Here is a 19,346-nt window from a genome sequence, read left to right as displayed (position 1 = left end):
TTCCCGGGAGAGCTGTTTTTTCGTTCACACGAGCAGCAAAGTTTCATTTAGAACATTCCCGATTCGCTTCATGCCCTCAACAATTTTCTCTTCAGGCATATTTGAATAGTTCAATCGGAACGCGTTGATTCTCGCATCATTTGGAAAGAACGAATTGCCCGGCACGAAGGCAACCTTGTTGTCCAGGCACTTCTTAAATAAATCTTGGACATCAATGTCCTTAGGAAGCTCCACCCAAATGAACAGTCCGCCTTCGGGAGCACTGTGCTTGAGTTGTTTTGGAAAAAACGCATCAATACATTCCATCATTTTTTCTCGACGCGCGCGGTAGACATCCTTAATTTTTTGAATATGCTCCTCCAGATCAAAAAGATCCATATATTTTGCTGTGATTCTTTGCGCGAAGCTATCCGTATGCAAGTCGGTCGCCTGTTTAAATGCGACGTATTTGCTAAGGATGGATTCATCAGCGCAGAGCCAGCCAAGACGCAGGCCAGGAGTAAATATCTTGGAGAAGGTACTCAGATAGATCACTCTGCCCTCGGTATCAAAATGTTTTACAGGCGGCAGGTCCGCACCAGCAAAGCGAATTGCGCCGTACGGATTGTCTTCCAAAATCACAACATTGTATTGATTCGCCAGTTCGACCAGCTTTATTCGTCTCTCAAGCTTCATCGTCCGTCCGGTCGGATTCTGGAAGTCGGGGATCGTGTAGATGAATTTCGCATTGGGATTCGCTTGGAGTGCACGCTCAAGTTCACCCATTCTCATACCGTCATCGTCCATCGGCACTTCAACAAATCGAGGACTGTACGCCTTAAACGCATTGATCGCCGCGAGATAAGTGGGGCTCTCGCAGATGACAACATCTCCTTTGTCCAGAAACAGCTTACCAGTCAAATCAAGCCCTTGCTGCGATCCCGTGATGACAAGTAACTGATCGGAAGTCGTGTTTATACCAATGGCGCTCATCCGATCGGCAATCGCTTCGCGCAGTGGAAGAAAGCCTTCAGTCGTGCTGTATTGCAATGCTTGTTCACCCGTTTCATCGAGCACCGCCTCACATGCGGCTTTAATCCCGTCCACTGGAAATAGCTCAGGTGCCGGAAGCCCACCTGCAAAGGATATAATCTCAGGCTGCTCGGTTATTTTTAATATTTCTCGTGTTGCTGAATTGGCTACACTTCTCGCGCATTCTGAAAAATTAAGTTTCATTACCAGATCTCCCCTTCTCTTTTTAAACGATTGGACGTACTCCGGTTGCCTCATCCAGTGGCTCATTCTGCACACTTAGCCTCTTTATTGCCTTAATAAGCAGGTTCAGCCCTTCAGTCAATCGTTCCAACGTCTCATAGGTATAATTCAATCGCAGCCAGTGCTCCCCATCGCTTTCTTGAGGGAAAAATACGGTTCCCGGTGTATAAATGATTCCTTGATCCGCGCATAGTGCGAGCAATTTCTTTTGCGATACAGGGTAAGGAATTCGGCACCATAAGTAAAAACCGCCCTCAGGACGTTTAAAATGAACGAGCCCGTTTTCTTTACCCAGCACGTTAATCGCAGTATCCCTTTTCTTTTTGTAGATGGGCAAAATCTTTTTGAGCTGGGATTCATAAAGTCCTTTTCTGAGATATCGGTAAATCAAAATCTGACTATCCGTATTCACATGCAAATCAGTAATCTGCTTGAGCAGCATAAATTTTTTCATGACCGGCTCCGGAGCCACGACCCAACCGATTCTTAAGCCCGGAAAGAGAACCTTCGATAAGGTACTGAGATAGATCACATAACCATATGGATCCAGCGCTTTGAGCGGCGGCAATTTTTCTCTGCCAAACGTAATATCCCCATATGGATCATCCTCCAGAATGGGCACTTGAAATTGATAAGCAAGCTTAAGCAAGCCTTTTCTTCGTTCCATGCTCATCGTGATCCCTGTCGGATTATGGAAGTTGGGGATTGTATAGATAAATTTAGGCTTATATCGCGCCAACTGTGCCTCAAGAATGTCTAGCCGAATACCTCCCTCATCCATAGGAATGCCAATAATTCTTGCGCCTGTTGCTCTAAAGCATTGAATGGCCTGTAAAAAGGTGGGTTCTTCAACAATAACCGCGTCACCGGGAGACAAGAAGGTTCGCGCCGCGTAATCAATGCCCTGCATCGATCCGGTCAAGATCATGGTTTCTCTTGCAGTAACGGATAAGTTACGAAAACGCATCAATTGGGCAATGCTTTCGCGCAGCGGATAGTAGCCTTCAACAGAGCATAAATTCAAGTGATCACTGTCGATCGGCCGCTCATTTTGAATTTCTCGAAGCTCATCGACCGGATACAAACGCGGGTCGCCGATACCGGCAGCAAGAGAAATCATATTGCCCTGATTGCCAATGTACATGATCTCACTCACCGTATCGCTGACATTAGCGGTTTTTTTATCGAAGAGCGGGTACCAGGACATCGGGAAAATGGGTGGGTCCGATTCATTCGTTGCAGGAAGCTTGCGTTCTGTGACCACAGTTCCCTGCCCAACCCTGGACATCGCAAGTCCCAATGATTTGAGTTCTTCATAGGCCTTGATGACGGTTGTTCGACTGACATGATGGTCGTCCGCCATCTTTCGCTCAGGCGGTAAGACAAAGCCTTCTGGAAGAATCCCCGACAGTATTTGTTCCTTAATTCGATTAGCCATTTGCAAATAGACAGGCATTGCCTCTTCCCGGTTAATTTCCAGTCTCATAGCTGCCTCCTTCTCTATTCGTATGAAGATTGATTATCCTTATCATATCCATACCAATGTCTGCTGAAAAGATCCAATTGGATCTATCAATGTAAATCCAATTTCAAAATTGATGAGAACGACATCTTTTGACAACTCGGCTGAATTTTACTTTGTTACTATTTTGGGTTACAAAAATCACGCAGATTAATAGTCTGCGTGATGCGTTTTTCCTTATTAAATGGTATTTTAAACGATTCGATGAGCTGCTTTTCTGTAGATCTTGAAATTCTGTTTTCTATAAAACCGTTCCGCTGTTTCATTGTCCGACCAGTAATTAAGATCAATCTCTTTTATTCCTTTGTTTTTTGCAAATTGGCAGATGTCATTCATCAAAAAAGTTCCACAGCCTTTTCTGCGTGCCGCCTGCATAATGCTGAACTGATGAATTTCCAGCACCGTCCGAGCCTTTTTAAACGGATTTTCTTTTCGATTCAAAACCTGAATCCAAGCATAACCTGTAATTTGGTCTTCATCTTCAATTACTAAGAACGTTGAATCGGGATCACTGGCAATGACCCTTTCAAACCATTGACGAATCTCAGCAAAGCAGTAAGGCTTGAAGTACTCAGGGTAAAGTGCCGCATGCAATGCCTGAACCGGTTCATTCAATTTCGCGATCAGTGCGGCATCCATCGTCTGTTTGATTTCCATAAGCCGGCCTTCTTTTCAGTTTTCTACAGCTACTTGATTGACTTGATGCTCACTTCGACCTGTTTTCAAAATCGCAAGCACATCATTTAAGCTGATTTCAACCATGTTCTGAACGGCAAGGTTGGTGTAAAAACCGATGTGTGGTGTAATGAGCACGTTGGGCATCGCGCGAAGTGCCTTGAGCTGCTCGCTTGGGATATCCTTGCCGCGAAGATCCTGATTGAAGAAATGCTCTTCACCGTTTAATGTATCCAGCGCAGCTCCGGCAATCTCTTTATTCTGAAGCGCCGTGATCAATGCATCCGTATCAACGACCGGGCCCCGCGATGCGTTCACAAGGAACGCGTCGCGCTTCATCAATGCAAGCGCTTCGGCATCAATCAGATGGGTGGTTGCCTCCATTAGCGGAACATGCAAAGTGACCACATCCGCCGTCTTCAAAATTTCTTCTTTTGCCACATAGGTGAGTATCTCGCGCAAATCATCCCGCTCCACAATGTCGTTAGCGATCACCGTTGCGCCGAGCGCTTTAAACAGACGGGCAACCGTACCGCCGATTCGTCCGGCACCAATAACACCGACAGTCAGTGAACGGATTTCACGCGCCATCAAACCTGACCAGCGAAAGTCCTGTTGCCTGCCGCGTTCATCGAAAAGCGGCAGATTACGAATCAGCCGCATCGTCTGCGTCACTGCCAGTTCGGCAACAGAATTCGGTGAATAGGCCGGAACATTGGTTACTGCTAGGCCATGTGCCGTCGCTTGTTCGATATCGATCATATCAAAGCCGGCGGTTCGCGATGTAAGCTGCTTCAAACCGAACTTTTCCAACGTTTCATAAATCACTGGATCACTGATGCGATTGCGCTGCTGAATGACAATGCCGTCGTAACCCATGGCCTTCCGCACTGTCTCCGCATCAAGTTCCAGATTATTAATGTCTACTTGAACACCGATTTTCTTTTCCCACTCCCTAATCGCCGCTTCCTCATCATCTCGAACAGTGAACATAATAATCTTCATCGCCGCAGGCTCCCTTGTTCTTCTTTAAGCGATGCCGCATAGGCTGCAATCCGCCTCATTGCTTTCCTCAGCTGCTCCATGCTTGCCGCATAGCTGATTCGAATGTAGCCCTCTCCTCCGGGACCGAATGAGCCGCCGGGAATGGCAGCAACTTTAGCTTTATGCGCCAGATCCGTACAGAAATCAAGACTTTTCTGAATCATGTTTTCCGGAATTTTGGCGAACAGATAAAACGCGCCCTCTGGTTTCACGCAAGCAAATCCGGCCTTGCACATTTCTTCATAAACGAAATCACGCCGCCTCTCATATTCCACGCGCATATTTGCACCGTCGTCCATTCCGTTTTCAAAGGCTTCTTGAGCTGCATCCTGTGCCATCGTTGTCGTTGAAGTAATCGTGAATTGATGAATTTTACTCAGTTCCGTTGTAATCGCGGCCGGCGCGCAAATGAAGCCGATCCGCCAACCGGTCATCGCATGCGATTTGGATACGCCGTTAAGCAAGATCGTTTGCTCCGGCAGGTATTCAGCCATCGAGACATGGTGTTCACCATAGGTCAGTTCACTGTATATCTCATCACTAATGACAAAAAGATCATGTTTTTCCAAAATCGCGGCCAGCGCCTTCACATCTTCTCTGCGATAGGTCACGCCGGTTGGGTTGGTCGGAAAATTGAAGACAATCGCCTTAACCGACTCCCCGTGCTTTGCAAGTGTTTCTTCGAGTAATTCAGGCGAAAGGACAAAACCATTCGACGAGGTATCCATGAATACCGGTTCCGCCTTAGCCAAAATCGTATCCGGAATGTATAGAGGAAAAATCGGTGTCGGAATCAGCACCTTGTCGCCGGGATTCAAAATCGATGTGAGCACGGTGTAAATCGCTTCCGTCGCGCCCGCGGTCACGAGAATTTCGTGATCCGGATTGTAAAATAAATTGTATTTTTTCTTAAGAAAATTGCTGATCGCTTTCCTAAGGGCTAGTGTGCCGGCGGACGGCGCATAGTGACTGCAATTGTTGTCAATGCTGCGCTTCCCAGCTTCTTTAATGTGCTCAGGTGTGTTAAAATCCGGTTCGCCAAGTGTCAGTTTAATGATATCCGGAATGTCTGAAATGTCCTGATCGAATTTCAAAATGTCCGAAGGTTTGAGCAAGCTCAGCTCCGTTTTCATCTTGCCAACTAATGAATGTGCCATCGTTAAATTACCTGCCCTCTTTAAATTATTTTGGAAAAAAATCACCCACGGCTTCAATAACCGTGGGTGATCAGAATTTCTCGCGATATTAAAAACCACACGGATTATTGATTCTCAATCCATGTGGTTATTTTTCCAAGTCAAATCGTACCGCCTTGGCTTCCGCATGGATGCAACCTTCTGCTGAAGTGTTTGCACCCAGTTGAAGCGAATGCAAACACTAACGAAAGAAACCAAAGTAGTAATAAAAGTTATTCAATTGGAGTTTGCCTGTTTGTTTCATGATCAAGGACTCCTTTTGAACTGGTGATTACATTTATATCAGATTTTTTAAAAAGTGTCAACTTTATTTTGTACCGACTCAAAACATTTAATGCCGCATTTGTTTACTGAATTCCTATTGACCAAGCCTCTTTTAAAAATTGCCTCAACATGGGATTGATTTGAAAAAAGGCATCAAAAAGAATCATTTTCAAAAATAAAGAAATACTAGCAACAAAAAGGTTGTCGAGGTGTTTCCATGTTTGTTTTAGCAACTGTCTATAGTCGTTTCAGTGATAAAGCCATAGCATTGAATCAAGAAAAATTTGATATCTGGTATCAACATGCTTTTTTAAATTGGCGCTGGTGGCTCGGTGTTATTTTCATCATTGCTCCTATTCTCATTTGGTTCAGATGCCGAAATAAAAAAAGTGCTGATCGCTTGCAATACGCAGGTTTATTTGTCGCGCTTACCTCTTCCTATCTGGATTATGTCGGCATCTTTTTAGGGCTATGGAGATATGACTATGAGGTGATTCCTTTTACCGCTAATTATTTCCCCACCAGTTTCACGATTTTACCCATATCAATCATGCTTTTATTACAAACCAATCCGCACGCGAACCCTTTTATTAAAGCAGCGATTTTCTCTTTATTCTCACTCGCCGCACTTCTATTTATCCAATGGATCGGTCTCTACCAGCCGCTCCATTGGAACTATCTATACTCCATGATCATTCAATTCTTTTTATATCTGTTCGCCCATTTTATTTGTACACGAAGACATTTTGAGCCGCTGGGATAATTAGTGCTGTGCCCGCCTACAAGTCCATGAGATAAAATGCTGTCCGGTATGCATCTTCATGTCCGCCGGTAAATTCATTTCAATGCAACGAAAGTGGCCTCAATTGAATATGTAAGTATTCAGTGCCTTCTTATTTTTCTGCTGTGACCAATGTGCTTAACCAACAATACATGGTGAATCCTTCAAGTCTCTATTCTCCGGCGCGAGTACCGTACTTTTATTATATTTTACAAAAAATAGCTTCATTCTCATACACCATGTTACCATTTGAGGAAGTAATTCGGCCAAATAATCAGTCTGCAGGGAGGGCACCTATGAATCGGAAACACAGAAAATATCTTATTTTGTTGCCAGTCTGTTTAATTTTTTTAATTCCCTTGATCTTTTTTGTATCAAAAACAGCTAATGATCAGGAAAAGAATCGATTGTCTGAGAATGTCCGCTTTACAAGACATTACTATAATGGAGAACGTTTATTGCTTTATCCGCAAGTTTATGGAATAAGCAAAAAAGCCGCTGACAAAATTAATGCTGTATTAGAAAAAGCCGCTCAAAGTTCTTACAAGACAGCCTATAATTTAAAAAAAGCGGAACAGATTTGTAAAAAGAAGAACAAAAAATGCAACTACTCATACAATACTTCCTTTAGATTCATGTACCATAAAAACGGTAAACTAAGTCTGCTCTATAACGACTATCTCTATACCGGCGGACCAGGTGGGGCCCTATATGTGACCGCTTTTAATTTTGATCTTTCGACAGGCAAACAATATGAAATTAAGGACATCATTAAAACATCTTATAAAAAAGTACAAAAATACGCGTTTGACTATATGAGGACACATGAACCCTATTCTCACTATGTAACTCAATTAAGTGACGTTCCGGTTAATAAGGACACTCAATTTATGTTTTATGACGATTCAATATTTCTCGTATTTCAAGATGATGTCATTAAACCATACCCTGAGGGCGCCCCTGACGGTGATCCATTTATTAAAATTCCAAAATCTGTCTATGAATAAATGAAACCATTTCTATCTCCAATGTTGGATGATATTTTTCATCAAAAACGCTCCGGGTTATCAATTTTTATTATCGTATTTCAATAATCGAGCTTGAACCCTTTTATACTCAGGAATTCGAGCTTTTTTCATGTTTTTTTGGAGAAATGCCATATCACTCCGTTCTTTAAACGCCTGACTCTGCTCATGAACAATCACTTTTTGCTCAGATGATACGGCAGGCTTCCGGGTGAAGAGGTTCATCATGAACAGAACTTAAAGGAGGTTGCTCTTTTGCTCTTTCTTCGTCACCTTCTTGCCGAACAGATCTCTTGTCTGATCGTAGGCATTGCCTTTCCGGCCACTTCCACTGCGCGCCGTTTGTAGAAAGTCGGCCGCCCCGCTTATTTATCCACTAAGTAAAAAAACACCTTATAACAGTGCTTATATACTGCTTTATTCGCAAAAAAAAACATATTGCCATATTGAAGGTCCATTATCTATATTTTTAACTTCAAAGTTACCAAATGGAAAATTATGTAGCCCTATGCAGCAAATCCTATTTACGGAGAATGTGCAAAACATAAGGTTAATCAATCAAAAACACATTAAATAACCTAACTCTTCCATTAACCATTGTTTGTACAACATCCTTTTCCCAGAAAGGTGGTAAATTTTACTGTCATGATAAGCTTGCGCGTTGAAGCGCATCGGCTGCACGTCTGCACCTTGCCGCGTGGCGTTGATCAGCTCGCCATACAGCGACGCAATGTGCAGGTCTTCGTTCACTTGTCGGTATTCATTGGTCAGCTTCTGATCAAGGTCTTGAACGTCAAGCACCGTTTGCGCGCGCTTTTTATCAGCAGCATCCAGCGCCTGATCCACTTCCTGATTGGAGAAGACGTTGATTGGGAGCAAATCGGAAATGTTATAATGGATTTCCTATGAACATAAAAAAAGCATTCAACGACCGATTTCGATCATCAAATGTTTTTAAGATCATGCACAAAATCCAATTTGACAAAATACGTAAAGTCAACAACTAATTGGATTGGAAAAATGTTATCAGCTTAAAAATTCTAGTATTGTTTTATAAAAATAATTACAAGCCTCATCTTCTGAATTAAATTTCTTTAACTGTGATTTTAAACCACGCTCACTATAATATACTTCCCAAACATTATTTTCTTTATTGTTATTTAAACAAAATGCTTCGTTAGGCAAACCTCCATTTAATTTGTATAAATCTACAGGAATATTAGCAGCAGTTAACAATTTTTGTAATTCATCTTTTTTCATAATCATGTTCCTATCCTTCCAATTATTCCTTTATCTATTAAATTTTTCACTGATTGATTGAGCTCATATTGAGTGCCAAGACCTAATTCATCAAACCATGGAGTAATTTTTCCAACTTGCACTTCTATTGGTTTTTTAATTACATAAACATTATATGGTTTTAAATAAGTTTCAGGAGCTAACGAACGCATTTCATAGGGAACTCCATACGGTGAAACAAATGTTCCAGCCTCGTAACCAAATCTATCAATAATTGTACCAGGCTCTATTGTTTTAGTTTTGGAACTTCCAAGTACACCCTGATTAGGTGGCCAAATAATTTCACCCTTAGAATTATAATAATTAGGATTTGACTTGACATGTTCATAATTTTTCGTATTAATAATTGGTTTGGGGTAATTAGTTTTTATACGCCTTTCTCTATCCCAGCTCTTCCACTGTTCTCTTGTCATTGTTCGTTCACTAGAAGCGGGTTTATAACCTTTAGTTGCGGAACTTGTTAAACCTTCAATTGTATTTTTGACCAATTGATTTGCCTTGGCAACATCCGATTCACTTTTCGCCATACGATGTGTCTTCGCTATATCTTCGGAACCGTTGCTCACTTTTGCAAAGTCATTGGATCCTCCGGCCATTGCCGGTTCCCGTTTGCTTGAGTTGACCGCCTCTCTTGCATTGTGCACAATCTTAGTCACATGCTCTTTAAACGCCTGACTCTGCTCATGCACGATCGCTTTTTGCGCAGGTGAGGTGGCGAGCTTCCGGGTGAAGAGGTTCATCATGAACACGCCTTGCAGGAGGCTGTTTCTTTGCTCGTCCTTGGTCAGCTGTTTGCCGAACAGATCTCGACCGGTAGCGGCTTGGGTGATGCCATTTGCGGCGGACAGCGCGTTGATTCCTTTTTCACTCTGGCTGAGGACTTTGAGCGTTCGGTTTGCTTGGTCGTAGGCATTCAGCGCCTTCCCGGTCGCTTCCATACTGCGCGCCGTTTTGTAGAGAGCCGCGCCGCCCTTGGCAATCCGTCCACCCCAGCCGATGATCGGGATGAACGTCGAAGCGGCCATAGCTCCGGCGGTGATGCGTTCGCCGGCGCTCAGTTTTCGCCCGGTCTCCGGATCAATACCTTCGACCGCTCTAAGATAATCATAATAGCCGGAGAGCTCACCGGCAAATGTGGCAACAGCGGAACCCACCTTTTCGTACCAAGGCCGATTGACTTCCGCTTCTCTCTGCTTCTCCATCTCACGAACCGTTTCCTGCTGCTGCTTATAGTGGAGGTAGTTTTGTGTCTCCTTTTCCATCTCATCTTGAACCTGAACAATTTTACTGTCATGATAAGCTTGCGCGTTGAAGTGCATCGGCTGCACGTCTGCACCTTGCCGCGTGGCGTTGATCAGCTCGCCATACAGCGACGCAATGTACGGCAGGTCTTCGTTCACTTGTCGGTATTCGTTGGTCAGGTTCTGATCAAGGTCTTGAACGTCAAGCACCGTTTGCGCCCGCTTTTTATCGGCGGCATCCAGCGCCTGATCCACTTCCTGATTGGAGAAGACGTTGATCGGGACAAGATCGGAAATGCTGCTCAGGATTTTGGAAATGTCTGCGCGCTGCTCGCGTACCCTTTCCTTAGACCGCGCATACCCCATGGACAGATCTTCATTCAGAAAAGGTACCTGAATCTGCGTGTCTCCGCCTAATTTCTTATCGACAATCGTGCCGGCCACGCCCTGAAAATAGGCAATCTTCTTATCAATCAGACGCAGCCAGGCATCAATCACATTCACTTGCGCGGCATAGAACTGTTTGATCGCTTTGGCGCCGTTTCCCTGAAAGTCAGGGCCAAGTCCCTCGATTTGCCCGAACGCGTGACGCAGCGTCTGAAATTGACCGCGCAGCGTTTGATAGTGTCCAGCATGTGCTTTAGCGGCCGTGATCAGAGCCTCAGCTTCATACGTTTGTGTATCGGTGGCTGAACCGGAACCGCCGCTTAGATTTGCTCTCATTTAATCGCCTCATCCTGTCGTTGCAGAAGCGCAACGTTCGCCTGCGTATCGGCAATGTTTTTTTGTACACCGGCGAGGTAGGCGGATAAAAGCTGTTCCATCATCTGCTCGCCCTCCTGATAGGCGGCGGTCGCGGCGAGACGATTCCGTCCGCAGGAGACGGATTTGATTGGCGTCACCCCTTGGCGCGCCTGCTCTGCCGCCGCAATGCGTCCTTCTGTGACATGCGTCTTGAGTTCAATTTGACCCATTAGAACAACCGCCCTTTAATTTTAGATAACTGGTGTTCCAAAGCATCTGCTGCCTTCTCACCTTTATGAACGAGTGCGCCGGCCTCATGCGCCATCGCGCTCGTTCCGGCGAGAAAATCGCGCTTCAGCTGCAGCTCATGGATTTTCGCCTCGATGCGCTGCTGATAACCGTCCACACGTGTCGTGAGCTTCTCCCGCATGTTGTCCTGCGCAGCATCGCGTTTCTTTTGGAACGCGCGCGCCTTGGATCCGCTCCAATTGGCGCCAAGTTCCGGTTTCGTCAGGGTTTGCAGCACATGCATTCCTGCCGCCTGTTCTTGGCCGAGTTTGCGATTCGCTCGCTTCAACCGCTCAATTTGATCCTCAACCGCCGCCGACTGATGGGCCAGTGTACGGAAAATCGCGTTTAGTGTTGCCGATGCGCCCATGCGACGCGCCTCCTTTCTTGACTTTGAACCCTGGATTCACAGGGTACATAGGTGCCTCATTAAGTAACGCAAAATAAGCGTAAATTTTCCGTTTATATGCGTCATGGTGCTTGTTTCACAGGTAAATAAGGGTAATTTTTCCGCTTATGCCTTGCAAAACCCGCTATTTTCACGTTTTTTCGATTCGATAAGCGGAATTTCTCCGTCTATTTACGCTATTTTTTCGTTCATTTTCTAATTAAGCGGAATGTTTCCGTTTATTTCAGATTGGGCGCTTACCTGATCGCTCAATCGAATCCTATGACCTTATCGTGGCAAAACGAGAAACGTTCCTTACCTATATGAAAAAACCGGACTCTTCCTCGAGCCCGGTCCTTTTGCTTGCCTTGCGTTAGGCGTTAATCTGTCCGGCAATCTGGCTGTCGGTATCCTCAAGGATCGTCGCGCTCTTCGCTAACTGATGATTCACGTCTTCCAGAAGCTGCTGCATCTGTTGAAACGATGGGCGAAGCCGTTCATATTGATCCTTGAACGCGCGGCTGGACGCCCCTTCCCAAACCTGAGCCAGCTGATTAATCATTCCATCGAGCCTGCCGATCAGTTCGCCTGTGTTTGATGATTCCTGACCGTATTTCGCTGCGTAGCTGCGCAACTCTTCCGGAGTTAATCGAATTTGTCCTGCCATGAGTAAAAAACCTCCTTGTTTTGTCGCATGCTTTAGGCACGCATGGTGAACCTTCACCGAATCGAACGAAAAGAGCCTTCATGAATCGTCATTCGTCAATTATATGGAACCGCCTTAAGGCGGTTTTCCGCTTCGTCAGATTATGCTTGAAAGAAAAATGAAGAAAATCTTGAGGTGTTTCGTGTAATGGATCTCACCGGAGCTGTTTTTCTTGCTTGACCCTATCATACAAAATGTGACGGTTTCTTGAACACGGCCAAAACTCCTGAATTAGCAGTGAATTTTCATCAAGCAAAGCGTATTCGACCCATTTCGATAAAAAACACCGTGTCTTTTTTACTAGTCAAGAAAAAAATGTTTTATAATGATGCGCTATTTTGACCATCACTGAACATCCTATTAGACAGATTATCATTCTTATTGTTCATTTAAGACCATACTGAAAAACTCTATGAATTTCCTTTTGAATATTTATACCGATGTACTTTGAAAATGACATAGTCTGCAAAAAACAGACCTAAGCTGTGAAAATCATAGTTGCTATTGCTTATAAACAGAAAAGATTTTGCTTGTTCTTTTTTATCATTATTTTAAGATCGCGATCGACCTGCCATGTTAGCACGAGGCTGTCCCAAAAGATGCGCCAGAAAGAAGCGCAAAAGGCAAATTTTCCTCTGTACTTAATTTTCGAAGTATTTACGTGGTTATCTTCAAAAAGATACCTGCATTGCGGGGGTTGGGATTTTCTGATCTCATCAATCTGTTTCCAGATTTTATTAGTCTGTTTGATTCTCTAGCAATCACAGACGGATCGTCAGAAATTCAAGCGGCATTTTTAATTGAATACTCACAACGGTAAATCAAATATTTTCTGCCATTTAACAGTTTGATAGCCAATTTCATTGTAAAATCTATGTGCGCCCGTTCTGCTTTCTCCTGAGCGTACCCTGATCCTTGGATAATTATGTTCACGCGCCCATTGCGCACACTTCTCCATCAGCTTGCGGCCAATCCCCTGCTTTCTGAACTGACTGTCGACAACCAGGCCGCCGATCTCCGCGCAGATCCCTTCCAATGTATATCTGCCGAAAATATGTACCCAACCGCAAAGCTTCTTTTCGGAGTTCTCATAGACGAAAACCGCATGATCTGAATCGTTCATTATGTGCTGCAGGCGCTCGCCAATCTCCTGCTCAGTCGCCTCATAACCGAGTTGGCCGCATAGTTTGGCCAGTTTCCCTGCATCTTCACTTTTTGCCAATCGAATCATTTTCAATCGCTCCTCAATCCTTGACTTTTGTTCCTTGGTGAAAGTCCATCTGCCATTTCTGATTTTTATAAATCCAGATCGAACTGCGTAATGTCCGAGCTTTGCTCTCAACATTCAGTGCTTGGTAGGTTGCTAAAACAGCGTTGTCATCTAAACGCCGTATTTGGAAATCACTTATGCGCATCGTTACTTTTCCGATCCCAAACTCATTCAAGTAATCCGTTCTGTGCCAGACCGTTCCCGAACTGCCGAATTCAAAGAAGTCATCAGATAGTAGCTCAGACAGTCGATCCGCCGAACGGCGAACCTCATCTGACAGCAGACTTAATTCCAGCTTGCGTATATGCTCCTGCAATTCAGTTTTTTTCAATGACCTTCCTCTTCCCGCTGTTTACTCAGACGCTCGTCGTACATTTTAAATTTCCGCTCAATCACTTCAAGCGCTTGACTTAATTCGGCCTTTTCCTGCAGAATCCTTTTTTGATGGTCACGCAAAATGCTTTTTCGTTCGGGGATCGTCTCATCCCCACGTTCCATTAGGTCTGCATAATATTTGAGACTGTTTATCGGCATCCCGGTCTTCTTCACTTTAAGTAAAAAGGTGATCCATTCCAGATTCTTCTCACTATATTTTCTGTACCCGTGTTCATCACGAGCAATATTTTTAAGCAAATTCTCTTTTTCATAGTAGCGCAGTGTGTACTTAGACAAACCGGTCATTCTGCTGATTTCATCAATTGAATACGAACGGTTCAAATCATCACCAACTTTCCTCTTGCATTAGAGTATACTCTAAGATTTATACTCAATCCATTGTTAAAGGAGGCTTTCAAGTGACTAACAAACTCTATTTACACACCTTCATTTATTTCATGGCAAGTATCAGCATCGGAATCAGCATTTACGAAATGATTCCGCTCTATGCTTTCATTGCTGATTCATTTGGCACTGATCATGCGGTATGGGCAGGCAGCATTTTTTCACTTGGTTATGCGATCGGATTTCTGATGGTCGGTTGGTTGATGAGCAAAATTCCCCATAAACCGCTGCTGCTCACCGCGCTCGGCATGCTCATCCTTAATACTTTACTCATTGGCTTTACGCATTCCTTCTCTGCGTTGATTGTCATTCGTTTTTTCCAAGGCATCTTCGCAAGCGTCTTTGCACCGATTGTGTTCTCTATCATTATCCGATCCTTTCCAAAGAATCGCATTCCGCTTGCAAACAGCGCAGTCACCTCGGGATTCGTCATTGCGGGTGTCATTGGTCAACTTTTTGCCTCATTCTTGTTTCAATTCGGCGGATGGTTTTTCATCTATGGCGTTCAAGCGCTCATTTACTTCCTTATTGTTTTGCTGCTTTCTTTCACCGTACCAGGCACAACTCGTCTGTCAGAAATTCGCACTTCATTTCGTTCTGATTTGGCACAGATCGTTCGGAACAAGAGGCTGTGGCTGTGCTTCATTATAACGTTTACATTACTTTTTGCATTTGTCGGTATGTATACCGCGATGGGAACTTATTTTGCAGACGGTCATGCTGGGCGAGCAAATTTTTTGATGACATTTCGCAGTTTCGGATTAATTGGTATCCTTTTCGCTATTTTCCTGAGTACAAAAACAAGGACATGGTCGTTATCGCGTTTGCTGTCGCTCGGTCTCGCATGCGCATCTTTCGGTATTTTTCTCATGGCATTCGTTCAGTCGCTTGTGTTACTTACTTTTTTCAGTATTGTTTTTGCTTTTGGTATTGCTCTGACACTTCCAATGGTTGTTTCCATAATTGGCAGAGTTGGCGGAAGCCAAGCAAGCACGGCCATCACACTCTATACATTCATTCTTTTCATCGGTGCAACGATCGGGCCGCTTGTGATCAGTCCGTTGCTGGGACAAGCTCACTCATACACTATTCCTTTTTTAGTGATTGCTGGTGTGCTGCTTGTAAGCTTAATCTGTTCGTTCATTCTCGCAATCGATCACAAAAATGAATATTAATGAAGGTTAATAAATTTAGAAAGGGAGGTTTTACGACAGGTCATACCGGATAAGCAAATTTTCTGATGAAATTCCACAGTTTCGATTTAACTAGCATTCTTTTCACTATTTTCCGGTTCCTTCACTCTCAATAAATCAAAGCAACACCCGAACATAATGGGTGTTGTTTTTTTATAATCAGTCTACTGATCGGGTAGATCGTTGTCACAATGTTTGTCCATTGTCTACAGTAATCACTTGCCCTGTGAGTGACTTTTGCACAAGGGCGCAACAAATAGCTTCGGCAATATCTTCAGGAGTGGATATTCTTTTTAAAAGAATTCGCCCTGCCATGGCTTTCATTTTCTCTTCATTACCTTTCCACCATCTTGTATCCACGGCACCAGGTACAATACTATTGATTCTAACTTTCGGGGCTAGTGAAAATGCCAATGACTTGGTTAATCCATGAACCGCCGATTTTGTCACCGCATAGGGAACCGAGGATCCTAGTCCAGTAATACCGGCCACACTCCCGACGTTAACAATTGCAGCATCTGTGCTCTTCTTTAAATAAGGAACCGCTTCTTTAATGCAGTGAAACGTTCCTTTAACATTCACATCCCAAAGTTTATCCCAAACTTCGTCAGTTGCGCCCTCAAAATCATCCATGGCTAGTTGATGTGTAATCCCGGCATTGTTTACGAGATAATCGAGTTTCCCGAACTTTTCAATGCACGCATGAACCATTCCTTTAACCTGCATCTCATCGCTGATATCTGCCTGATACAAGAGTCCTTTATTGGTTAACTGATTGTACGTTTCTCGTGCACGTCCAGCAGTATTGGGTTTTAAAAGAAAATTGCTTCCTTTAAGAGTGCTTTCAATTCCTCCCTTTATGTCAAAACTGGGATTGAATGTTGACTTCCTACCGAATGTTGAGTTACTCCCATGTCTCATTAAAATATGCTCAGTATATACTTTGTCATCAAGATTATAATCATCAGCTATATCAAATACTTTCTGAAGCTGAGAATCAGGATTTTCTTTAGGTTCGCTAACTTTTTTACTTATGCTGTTAACTTCCTGACTGGTTGCCGCATTCTTATTGCTAGCGCTCCCACATCATCGGTCAGTTGGGAAACTTTCTCAGATTCTCCTGCCAGCGAAAGCTTTAACTTGCGCCGTTTTATGTTTTCATTTGTTTGCTGAATGAGGTGGTTTACGTCGTCTTTAAACGCTTTGGCCTGTTCGTCCACAGCGATTTTCGTTTCATTAGAAACAAGTTTGCCGCGGCTGACGGCATGCATCATCATGATCCCTTGCAGGAGACTGTTTTTACGTTGCTCTTCGGTCAATGGGTTTGCCAAACATGTCCCTGCCGGTTGAGGCCTCAATGACACCATTTCCAGCGAGGAGTGCATCGATACCCTTTTCGCTTGTGCTAAGCACTTTCAAGGTTCGGCTTGCTTGATCATATGCTTTTAATGATTGTCCCGCCGTTTCAAAACCTTTCGCCGTTTTATAAAGGGCCTCGCCGCCTTTGGCAATTCTGCCGCCCCAGCCAATAATCGGAATGAAGGTCGAAACCGCTAGGGCTCCGGCTTCCACACGTTCGAACCGCTCTAAGATAATCATAATAGCCGGAGAGCTCGCCCGCAAATGTGGCCACCGCAGACCCTGCCTTTTCATACCACGGTCGGTTCACTTCTGCTTTCCTTTGTTTCTCCATCTCTCGCACAGTTTCCTGCTGTTACTTATACTGCAAATAGCTTTGCGTCGTCTTCTTCATCTCATTCTGAACGTGATAGATCTCACTGTCATGATACGCTTGGGCATTGAAATGCATCGGCTGAATATCGGCACCTGCCTGGTGGCGTTGACTAGTTCTCCGTAAAGGGCAGTGATATACGGTAAATCTTCGTTAATCTGCTGGTATTCATTGGTTAAGCCTTGATCGAGATCCTGAACATCGAGCACCATTTTGGCTCGCTTTTCTTCAGCTGCATCGAGCGCTTGATCAACCTCATGAGTTGAGAACACGTTCATGGACACAAAGCGAAGAGACTGCAATAGCCTAGAGCGTGATATAATCAATGCATTGGTTCAGTTTACCTACCCGTTTGTAAAAAGGAGCAGATATATATTATGAACGAAACGATCAGAACTCTTTTGAATCACCGAAGTATTCGCAGTTTTACCGACGAACGGATTCCCCAAGAACGAGTCGATTTGCTCATCAGCGCCGCGCAGCACGCAGCAACAAGCAATTTTTTTCAGCAATATTCAATCATTGACGTGACCGACCCGGAAAAGAAAAAGACATTAGCCAAAATCGGCAACCAGTATTACATCGCGGAAGCGGATCGCCTTTTTGTACTTGTCATCGACATGCACCGCAACGCAAAAATTGCTGAAGCAAAGGAGCAGCCGACCGATGTTTTGAGTTCAACTGATTTCTTTTTCAGAGCATTCAGCGACACGGTCATCGCGGCACAAAATATCGTTGCTGCCGCTGAAAGTCTGGGCCTTGGCACCGTATACCTCGGCAGCATCCTGAATGATCCTCAAGCCGTGATCGATCTTTTAAAATTGCCAAAGTTTACCTTTCCAGCCTTCGGTATCGCCGTTGGCTACCCAAATCAATCGCCGCAGCTTAAGCCGCGTCTGCCAAAGGAAGCCGTCTATTTTGAAAATGAGTACCGGTCTGCGGAACAATCACTTGAAACTTTGAAGAATTATGACCATGACGTGAATCAATACTATGATCTGCGCGACGCCAATCGACGTGTCGACACCTTTACGAACCAAATTGCCAAAGCCGTTTCCGGAAAACAGTCGGAAGCAAAGAAAAAAATGTTGGAGACATTAAGAAGTCAGGGCCTTGTTCAGTATTGATTCAAGAAAGGGGTAACTATATGAGTTCAAAACCCGTCTACAAAACATGGATACGAAAACGGCTGTTAATCATATTTCTAGTCATTAGTGTTTGTTTGCTTGCGGTCGCGTTTACTCCCATAAACATGTATCTTCGAATTTTTTCAGGGCTGCTTGCGCTTCCGTTTTGCTACATTACCTTTATTGTTTCCCGTACGTCCTATCAGTTTTCGCCAATAGGAAACAATTTTCAATCAATGATCCATGATTTAATCATTGATCAATTAAAATGGGACGGAGACGGAAAGCTGCTTGATATCGGTACGGGAAGCGGCTCCCTGATCATCAAGGGGGCGAAGGCATTCCCCAAAGGACAATTTGTAGGAATTGATTATTGGGGCAGCAACTGGGAATATTCGCAAAAGTTATGTGAGCGTAACGCTGAAATCGAGGGCGTTTCAGATCGCGTTTCATTCATTAAAGCGAGTGCATCGAAGCTTCCGTTTTTAGATAATACGTTCCATGCAATGGTTAGCTGCTTGACGTTTCACGAAGTTAAGGATGAAAAAAATAAAATAAAGCTTTTAAAAGAGGCTTTTAGAGTATTAGATTCAGATGGTGTCTTCGTGTTAATGGATCTATTTATGGACAATAAAACATACGGAAATTACAGCGACTTTTTACCCGAAGTAAAAAAATTTGGAGTTTCCGAACTTGAGGCGATTCAGCTCAGTGATTTGATAAAATTGCCTCACGTCCTTCGAAGTAAAAAATCTTTGGGGAATGCAGTGCTTTTAATTGGGAGAAAAGGATCATCTTAATAATCACCGAACTAATA

23 protein-coding genes are annotated in these 19,346 nt (G+C 43.9%); 5 read left to right on the top strand and 18 right to left on the bottom strand.

What is annotated here, in order from left to right; genetic code table 11:
- Positions 1-24: 24 nt before the first annotated feature.
- From NIE88_RS06645 to NIE88_RS06625, 5 genes are all read right to left on the bottom strand, one after another.
- The gene (locus tag NIE88_RS06645; protein WP_253060541.1) at positions 25-1,215 is read right to left on the bottom strand and encodes an aminotransferase-like domain-containing protein; all 1,191 of its coding nucleotides are present in this window, start codon (positions 1,213-1,215) and stop codon (positions 25-27) included.
- Positions 1,216-1,237: 22 nt separating this feature from the next.
- On the bottom strand, positions 1,238-2,740 hold the full coding sequence (locus NIE88_RS06640) for an aminotransferase-like domain-containing protein (protein WP_253060540.1): 1,503 nt from the start codon (positions 2,738-2,740) through the stop codon (positions 1,238-1,240).
- Positions 2,741-2,968: 228 nt separating this feature from the next.
- Positions 2,969-3,433 carry a GNAT family N-acetyltransferase gene (locus tag NIE88_RS06635; protein WP_253060539.1) on the bottom strand — a complete coding sequence of 155 codons (465 nt, stop codon included), beginning with the start codon at positions 3,431-3,433 and terminating at the stop codon, positions 2,969-2,971.
- Positions 3,434-3,448: 15 nt separating this feature from the next.
- Positions 3,449-4,456, bottom strand: a complete 1,008-nt coding sequence (locus tag NIE88_RS06630; protein ID WP_253060538.1) for a D-2-hydroxyacid dehydrogenase — start codon at positions 4,454-4,456, stop codon at positions 3,449-3,451.
- Entirely contained in the window at positions 4,453-5,652 is a 1,200-nt protein-coding gene (locus NIE88_RS06625; RefSeq protein WP_253060537.1) for a pyridoxal phosphate-dependent aminotransferase, read from the bottom strand. Before NIE88_RS06625 ends, NIE88_RS06630 begins: the two co-directional genes overlap by 4 nt.
- Positions 5,653-6,172: 520 nt before the next feature.
- Here NIE88_RS06625 and NIE88_RS06620 point away from each other — a divergent pair.
- Entirely contained in the window at positions 6,173-6,718 is a 546-nt protein-coding gene (locus tag NIE88_RS06620; RefSeq protein ID WP_253060536.1) for a CBO0543 family protein, read from the top strand.
- Between the two features lie 314 nt (positions 6,719-7,032).
- The gene (locus NIE88_RS06615; RefSeq protein WP_253060535.1) at positions 7,033-7,743 is read left to right on the top strand and encodes a PdaC/SigV domain-containing protein; all 711 of its coding nucleotides are present in this window, start codon (positions 7,033-7,035) and stop codon (positions 7,741-7,743) included.
- A gap of 576 nt (positions 7,744-8,319) precedes the next feature.
- Here the strand turns inward: NIE88_RS06615 and NIE88_RS06610 are convergent.
- The 9 genes from NIE88_RS06610 to NIE88_RS06570 all read right to left on the bottom strand — a co-directional run bounded on the left by NIE88_RS06610 (position 8,320) and on the right by NIE88_RS06570 (position 14,414).
- On the bottom strand, positions 8,320-8,649 hold the full coding sequence (locus NIE88_RS06610) for a T7SS effector LXG polymorphic toxin (protein WP_309247021.1): 330 nt from the start codon (positions 8,647-8,649) through the stop codon (positions 8,320-8,322).
- 138 nt (positions 8,650-8,787) lie between these two features.
- The gene (locus NIE88_RS06605; RefSeq protein WP_253060533.1) at positions 8,788-9,027 is read right to left on the bottom strand and encodes a hypothetical protein; all 240 of its coding nucleotides are present in this window, start codon (positions 9,025-9,027) and stop codon (positions 8,788-8,790) included.
- Positions 9,024-11,024 (bottom strand): T7SS effector LXG polymorphic toxin, encoded by a 2,001-nt coding sequence (locus NIE88_RS06600; RefSeq protein WP_253060532.1) that lies wholly within the window; start codon positions 11,022-11,024, stop codon positions 9,024-9,026. The genes NIE88_RS06605 and NIE88_RS06600 overlap by 4 nt, the downstream gene beginning before the upstream one ends.
- Positions 11,021-11,275 carry a DUF5344 family protein gene (locus NIE88_RS06595; protein WP_253060531.1) on the bottom strand — a complete coding sequence of 85 codons (255 nt, stop codon included), beginning with the start codon at positions 11,273-11,275 and terminating at the stop codon, positions 11,021-11,023. Before NIE88_RS06595 ends, NIE88_RS06600 begins: the two co-directional genes overlap by 4 nt.
- Entirely contained in the window at positions 11,275-11,703 is a 429-nt protein-coding gene (locus tag NIE88_RS06590) for a DUF5082 family protein (protein WP_253060530.1), read from the bottom strand. The genes NIE88_RS06595 and NIE88_RS06590 overlap by 1 nt, the downstream gene beginning before the upstream one ends.
- Before the next feature lie 391 nt (positions 11,704-12,094).
- Positions 12,095-12,388, bottom strand: coding sequence for a WXG100 family type VII secretion target (locus NIE88_RS06585; protein WP_253060529.1), 294 nt, complete (start codon positions 12,386-12,388; stop codon positions 12,095-12,097).
- A gap of 847 nt (positions 12,389-13,235) precedes the next feature.
- Positions 13,236-13,658 carry a GNAT family N-acetyltransferase gene (locus NIE88_RS06580; RefSeq protein ID WP_253060528.1) on the bottom strand — a complete coding sequence of 141 codons (423 nt, stop codon included), beginning with the start codon at positions 13,656-13,658 and terminating at the stop codon, positions 13,236-13,238.
- A gap of 13 nt (positions 13,659-13,671) precedes the next feature.
- Positions 13,672-14,028 carry a nuclear transport factor 2 family protein gene (locus NIE88_RS06575; protein WP_253060527.1) on the bottom strand — a complete coding sequence of 119 codons (357 nt, stop codon included), beginning with the start codon at positions 14,026-14,028 and terminating at the stop codon, positions 13,672-13,674.
- The gene (locus NIE88_RS06570) at positions 14,025-14,414 is read right to left on the bottom strand and encodes a MerR family transcriptional regulator (protein ID WP_253060526.1); all 390 of its coding nucleotides are present in this window, start codon (positions 14,412-14,414) and stop codon (positions 14,025-14,027) included. The genes NIE88_RS06575 and NIE88_RS06570 overlap by 4 nt, the downstream gene beginning before the upstream one ends.
- A gap of 77 nt (positions 14,415-14,491) precedes the next feature.
- Here NIE88_RS06570 and NIE88_RS06565 point away from each other — a divergent pair, with 77 nt between their 5' ends.
- Positions 14,492-15,652, top strand: a complete 1,161-nt coding sequence (locus tag NIE88_RS06565; RefSeq protein WP_253060525.1) for an MFS transporter — start codon at positions 14,492-14,494, stop codon at positions 15,650-15,652.
- A 204-nt stretch (positions 15,653-15,856) separates the two neighbouring features.
- Here the strand turns inward: NIE88_RS06565 and NIE88_RS06560 are convergent, their stop codons facing one another.
- The 4 genes from NIE88_RS06560 to NIE88_RS22760 form a co-directional block, all read right to left on the bottom strand.
- Positions 15,857-16,591 (bottom strand): SDR family NAD(P)-dependent oxidoreductase, encoded by a 735-nt coding sequence (locus tag NIE88_RS06560; protein ID WP_253060524.1) that lies wholly within the window; start codon positions 16,589-16,591, stop codon positions 15,857-15,859.
- A 110-nt stretch (positions 16,592-16,701) separates the two neighbouring features.
- A complete protein-coding gene (locus NIE88_RS06555) occupies positions 16,702-17,001 on the bottom strand; it encodes a hypothetical protein (RefSeq protein ID WP_253060523.1) in 300 nt (99 codons plus the stop codon).
- Positions 16,970-17,269 (bottom strand): hypothetical protein, encoded by a 300-nt coding sequence (locus tag NIE88_RS06550; protein ID WP_253060522.1) that lies wholly within the window; start codon positions 17,267-17,269, stop codon positions 16,970-16,972. Before NIE88_RS06550 ends, NIE88_RS06555 begins: the two co-directional genes overlap by 32 nt.
- Before the next feature lie 150 nt (positions 17,270-17,419).
- Positions 17,420-17,680 carry a hypothetical protein gene (locus NIE88_RS22760; RefSeq protein ID WP_373689410.1) on the bottom strand — a complete coding sequence of 87 codons (261 nt, stop codon included), beginning with the start codon at positions 17,678-17,680 and terminating at the stop codon, positions 17,420-17,422.
- A 99-nt stretch (positions 17,681-17,779) separates the two neighbouring features.
- On the opposite strand from NIE88_RS22760, the gene NIE88_RS06545 reads away from it, so the two are divergent.
- Together NIE88_RS06545 and NIE88_RS06540 are read left to right on the top strand one after the other, a co-directional pair.
- Positions 17,780-18,529, top strand: a complete 750-nt coding sequence (locus NIE88_RS06545; protein ID WP_253060521.1) for an NADPH-dependent oxidoreductase — start codon at positions 17,780-17,782, stop codon at positions 18,527-18,529.
- Between the two features lie 20 nt (positions 18,530-18,549).
- The gene (locus NIE88_RS06540; protein WP_253060520.1) at positions 18,550-19,329 is read left to right on the top strand and encodes a class I SAM-dependent methyltransferase; all 780 of its coding nucleotides are present in this window, start codon (positions 18,550-18,552) and stop codon (positions 19,327-19,329) included.
- Positions 19,330-19,346: the final 17 nt, after the last annotated feature.

It is taken from the genome of Sporolactobacillus shoreicorticis (genome assembly GCF_024125445.1).
In the GTDB taxonomy this organism is placed as follows: Bacteria; Bacillota; Bacilli; order Bacillales; family Sporolactobacillaceae; genus Sporolactobacillus; species Sporolactobacillus shoreicorticis.
Note: the sequence above shows the minus strand (reverse complement) of the source record. Positions and strands in the feature narration are given on the sequence as shown.

What these genes read in the sequence shown, in the direction of transcription:
- NIE88_RS06645 (WP_253060541.1), bottom strand. Translation starts at nt 1,215, where the DNA reads ATGAAACTTAATTTTTCAGAATGCGCGAGAAGTGTAGCCAATTCAGCA.
- NIE88_RS06640 (WP_253060540.1), bottom strand. Translation starts at nt 2,740, where the DNA reads ATGAGACTGGAAATTAACCGGGAAGAGGCAATGCCTGTCTATTTGCAA.
- NIE88_RS06635 (WP_253060539.1), bottom strand. Translation starts at nt 3,433, where the DNA reads ATGGAAATCAAACAGACGATGGATGCCGCACTGATCGCGAAATTGAAT.
- NIE88_RS06630 (WP_253060538.1), bottom strand. Translation starts at nt 4,456, where the DNA reads ATGAAGATTATTATGTTCACTGTTCGAGATGATGAGGAAGCGGCGATT.
- NIE88_RS06625 (WP_253060537.1), bottom strand. Translation starts at nt 5,652, where the DNA reads ATGGCACATTCATTAGTTGGCAAGATGAAAACGGAGCTGAGCTTGCTC.
- NIE88_RS06620 (WP_253060536.1), top strand. Translation starts at nt 6,173, where the DNA reads ATGTTTGTTTTAGCAACTGTCTATAGTCGTTTCAGTGATAAAGCCATA.
- NIE88_RS06615 (WP_253060535.1), top strand. Translation starts at nt 7,033, where the DNA reads ATGAATCGGAAACACAGAAAATATCTTATTTTGTTGCCAGTCTGTTTA.
- NIE88_RS06605 (WP_253060533.1), bottom strand. Translation starts at nt 9,027, where the DNA reads ATGATTATGAAAAAAGATGAATTACAAAAATTGTTAACTGCTGCTAAT.
- NIE88_RS06600 (WP_253060532.1), bottom strand. Translation starts at nt 11,024, where the DNA reads ATGAGAGCAAATCTAAGCGGCGGTTCCGGTTCAGCCACCGATACACAA.
- NIE88_RS06595 (WP_253060531.1), bottom strand. Translation starts at nt 11,275, where the DNA reads ATGGGTCAAATTGAACTCAAGACGCATGTCACAGAAGGACGCATTGCG.
- NIE88_RS06590 (WP_253060530.1), bottom strand. Translation starts at nt 11,703, where the DNA reads ATGGGCGCATCGGCAACACTAAACGCGATTTTCCGTACACTGGCCCAT.
- NIE88_RS06585 (WP_253060529.1), bottom strand. Translation starts at nt 12,388, where the DNA reads ATGGCAGGACAAATTCGATTAACTCCGGAAGAGTTGCGCAGCTACGCA.
- NIE88_RS06580 (WP_253060528.1), bottom strand. Translation starts at nt 13,658, where the DNA reads ATGATTCGATTGGCAAAAAGTGAAGATGCAGGGAAACTGGCCAAACTA.
- NIE88_RS06560 (WP_253060524.1), bottom strand. Translation starts at nt 16,591, where the DNA reads ATGAGACATGGGAGTAACTCAACATTCGGTAGGAAGTCAACATTCAAT.
- NIE88_RS06550 (WP_253060522.1), bottom strand. Translation starts at nt 17,269, where the DNA reads ATGATTATCTTAGAGCGGTTCGAACGTGTGGAAGCCGGAGCCCTAGCG.
- NIE88_RS22760 (WP_373689410.1), bottom strand. Translation starts at nt 17,680, where the DNA reads ATGAACGTGTTCTCAACTCATGAGGTTGATCAAGCGCTCGATGCAGCT.
- NIE88_RS06545 (WP_253060521.1), top strand. Translation starts at nt 17,780, where the DNA reads ATGAACGAAACGATCAGAACTCTTTTGAATCACCGAAGTATTCGCAGT.
- NIE88_RS06540 (WP_253060520.1), top strand. Translation starts at nt 18,550, where the DNA reads ATGAGTTCAAAACCCGTCTACAAAACATGGATACGAAAACGGCTGTTA.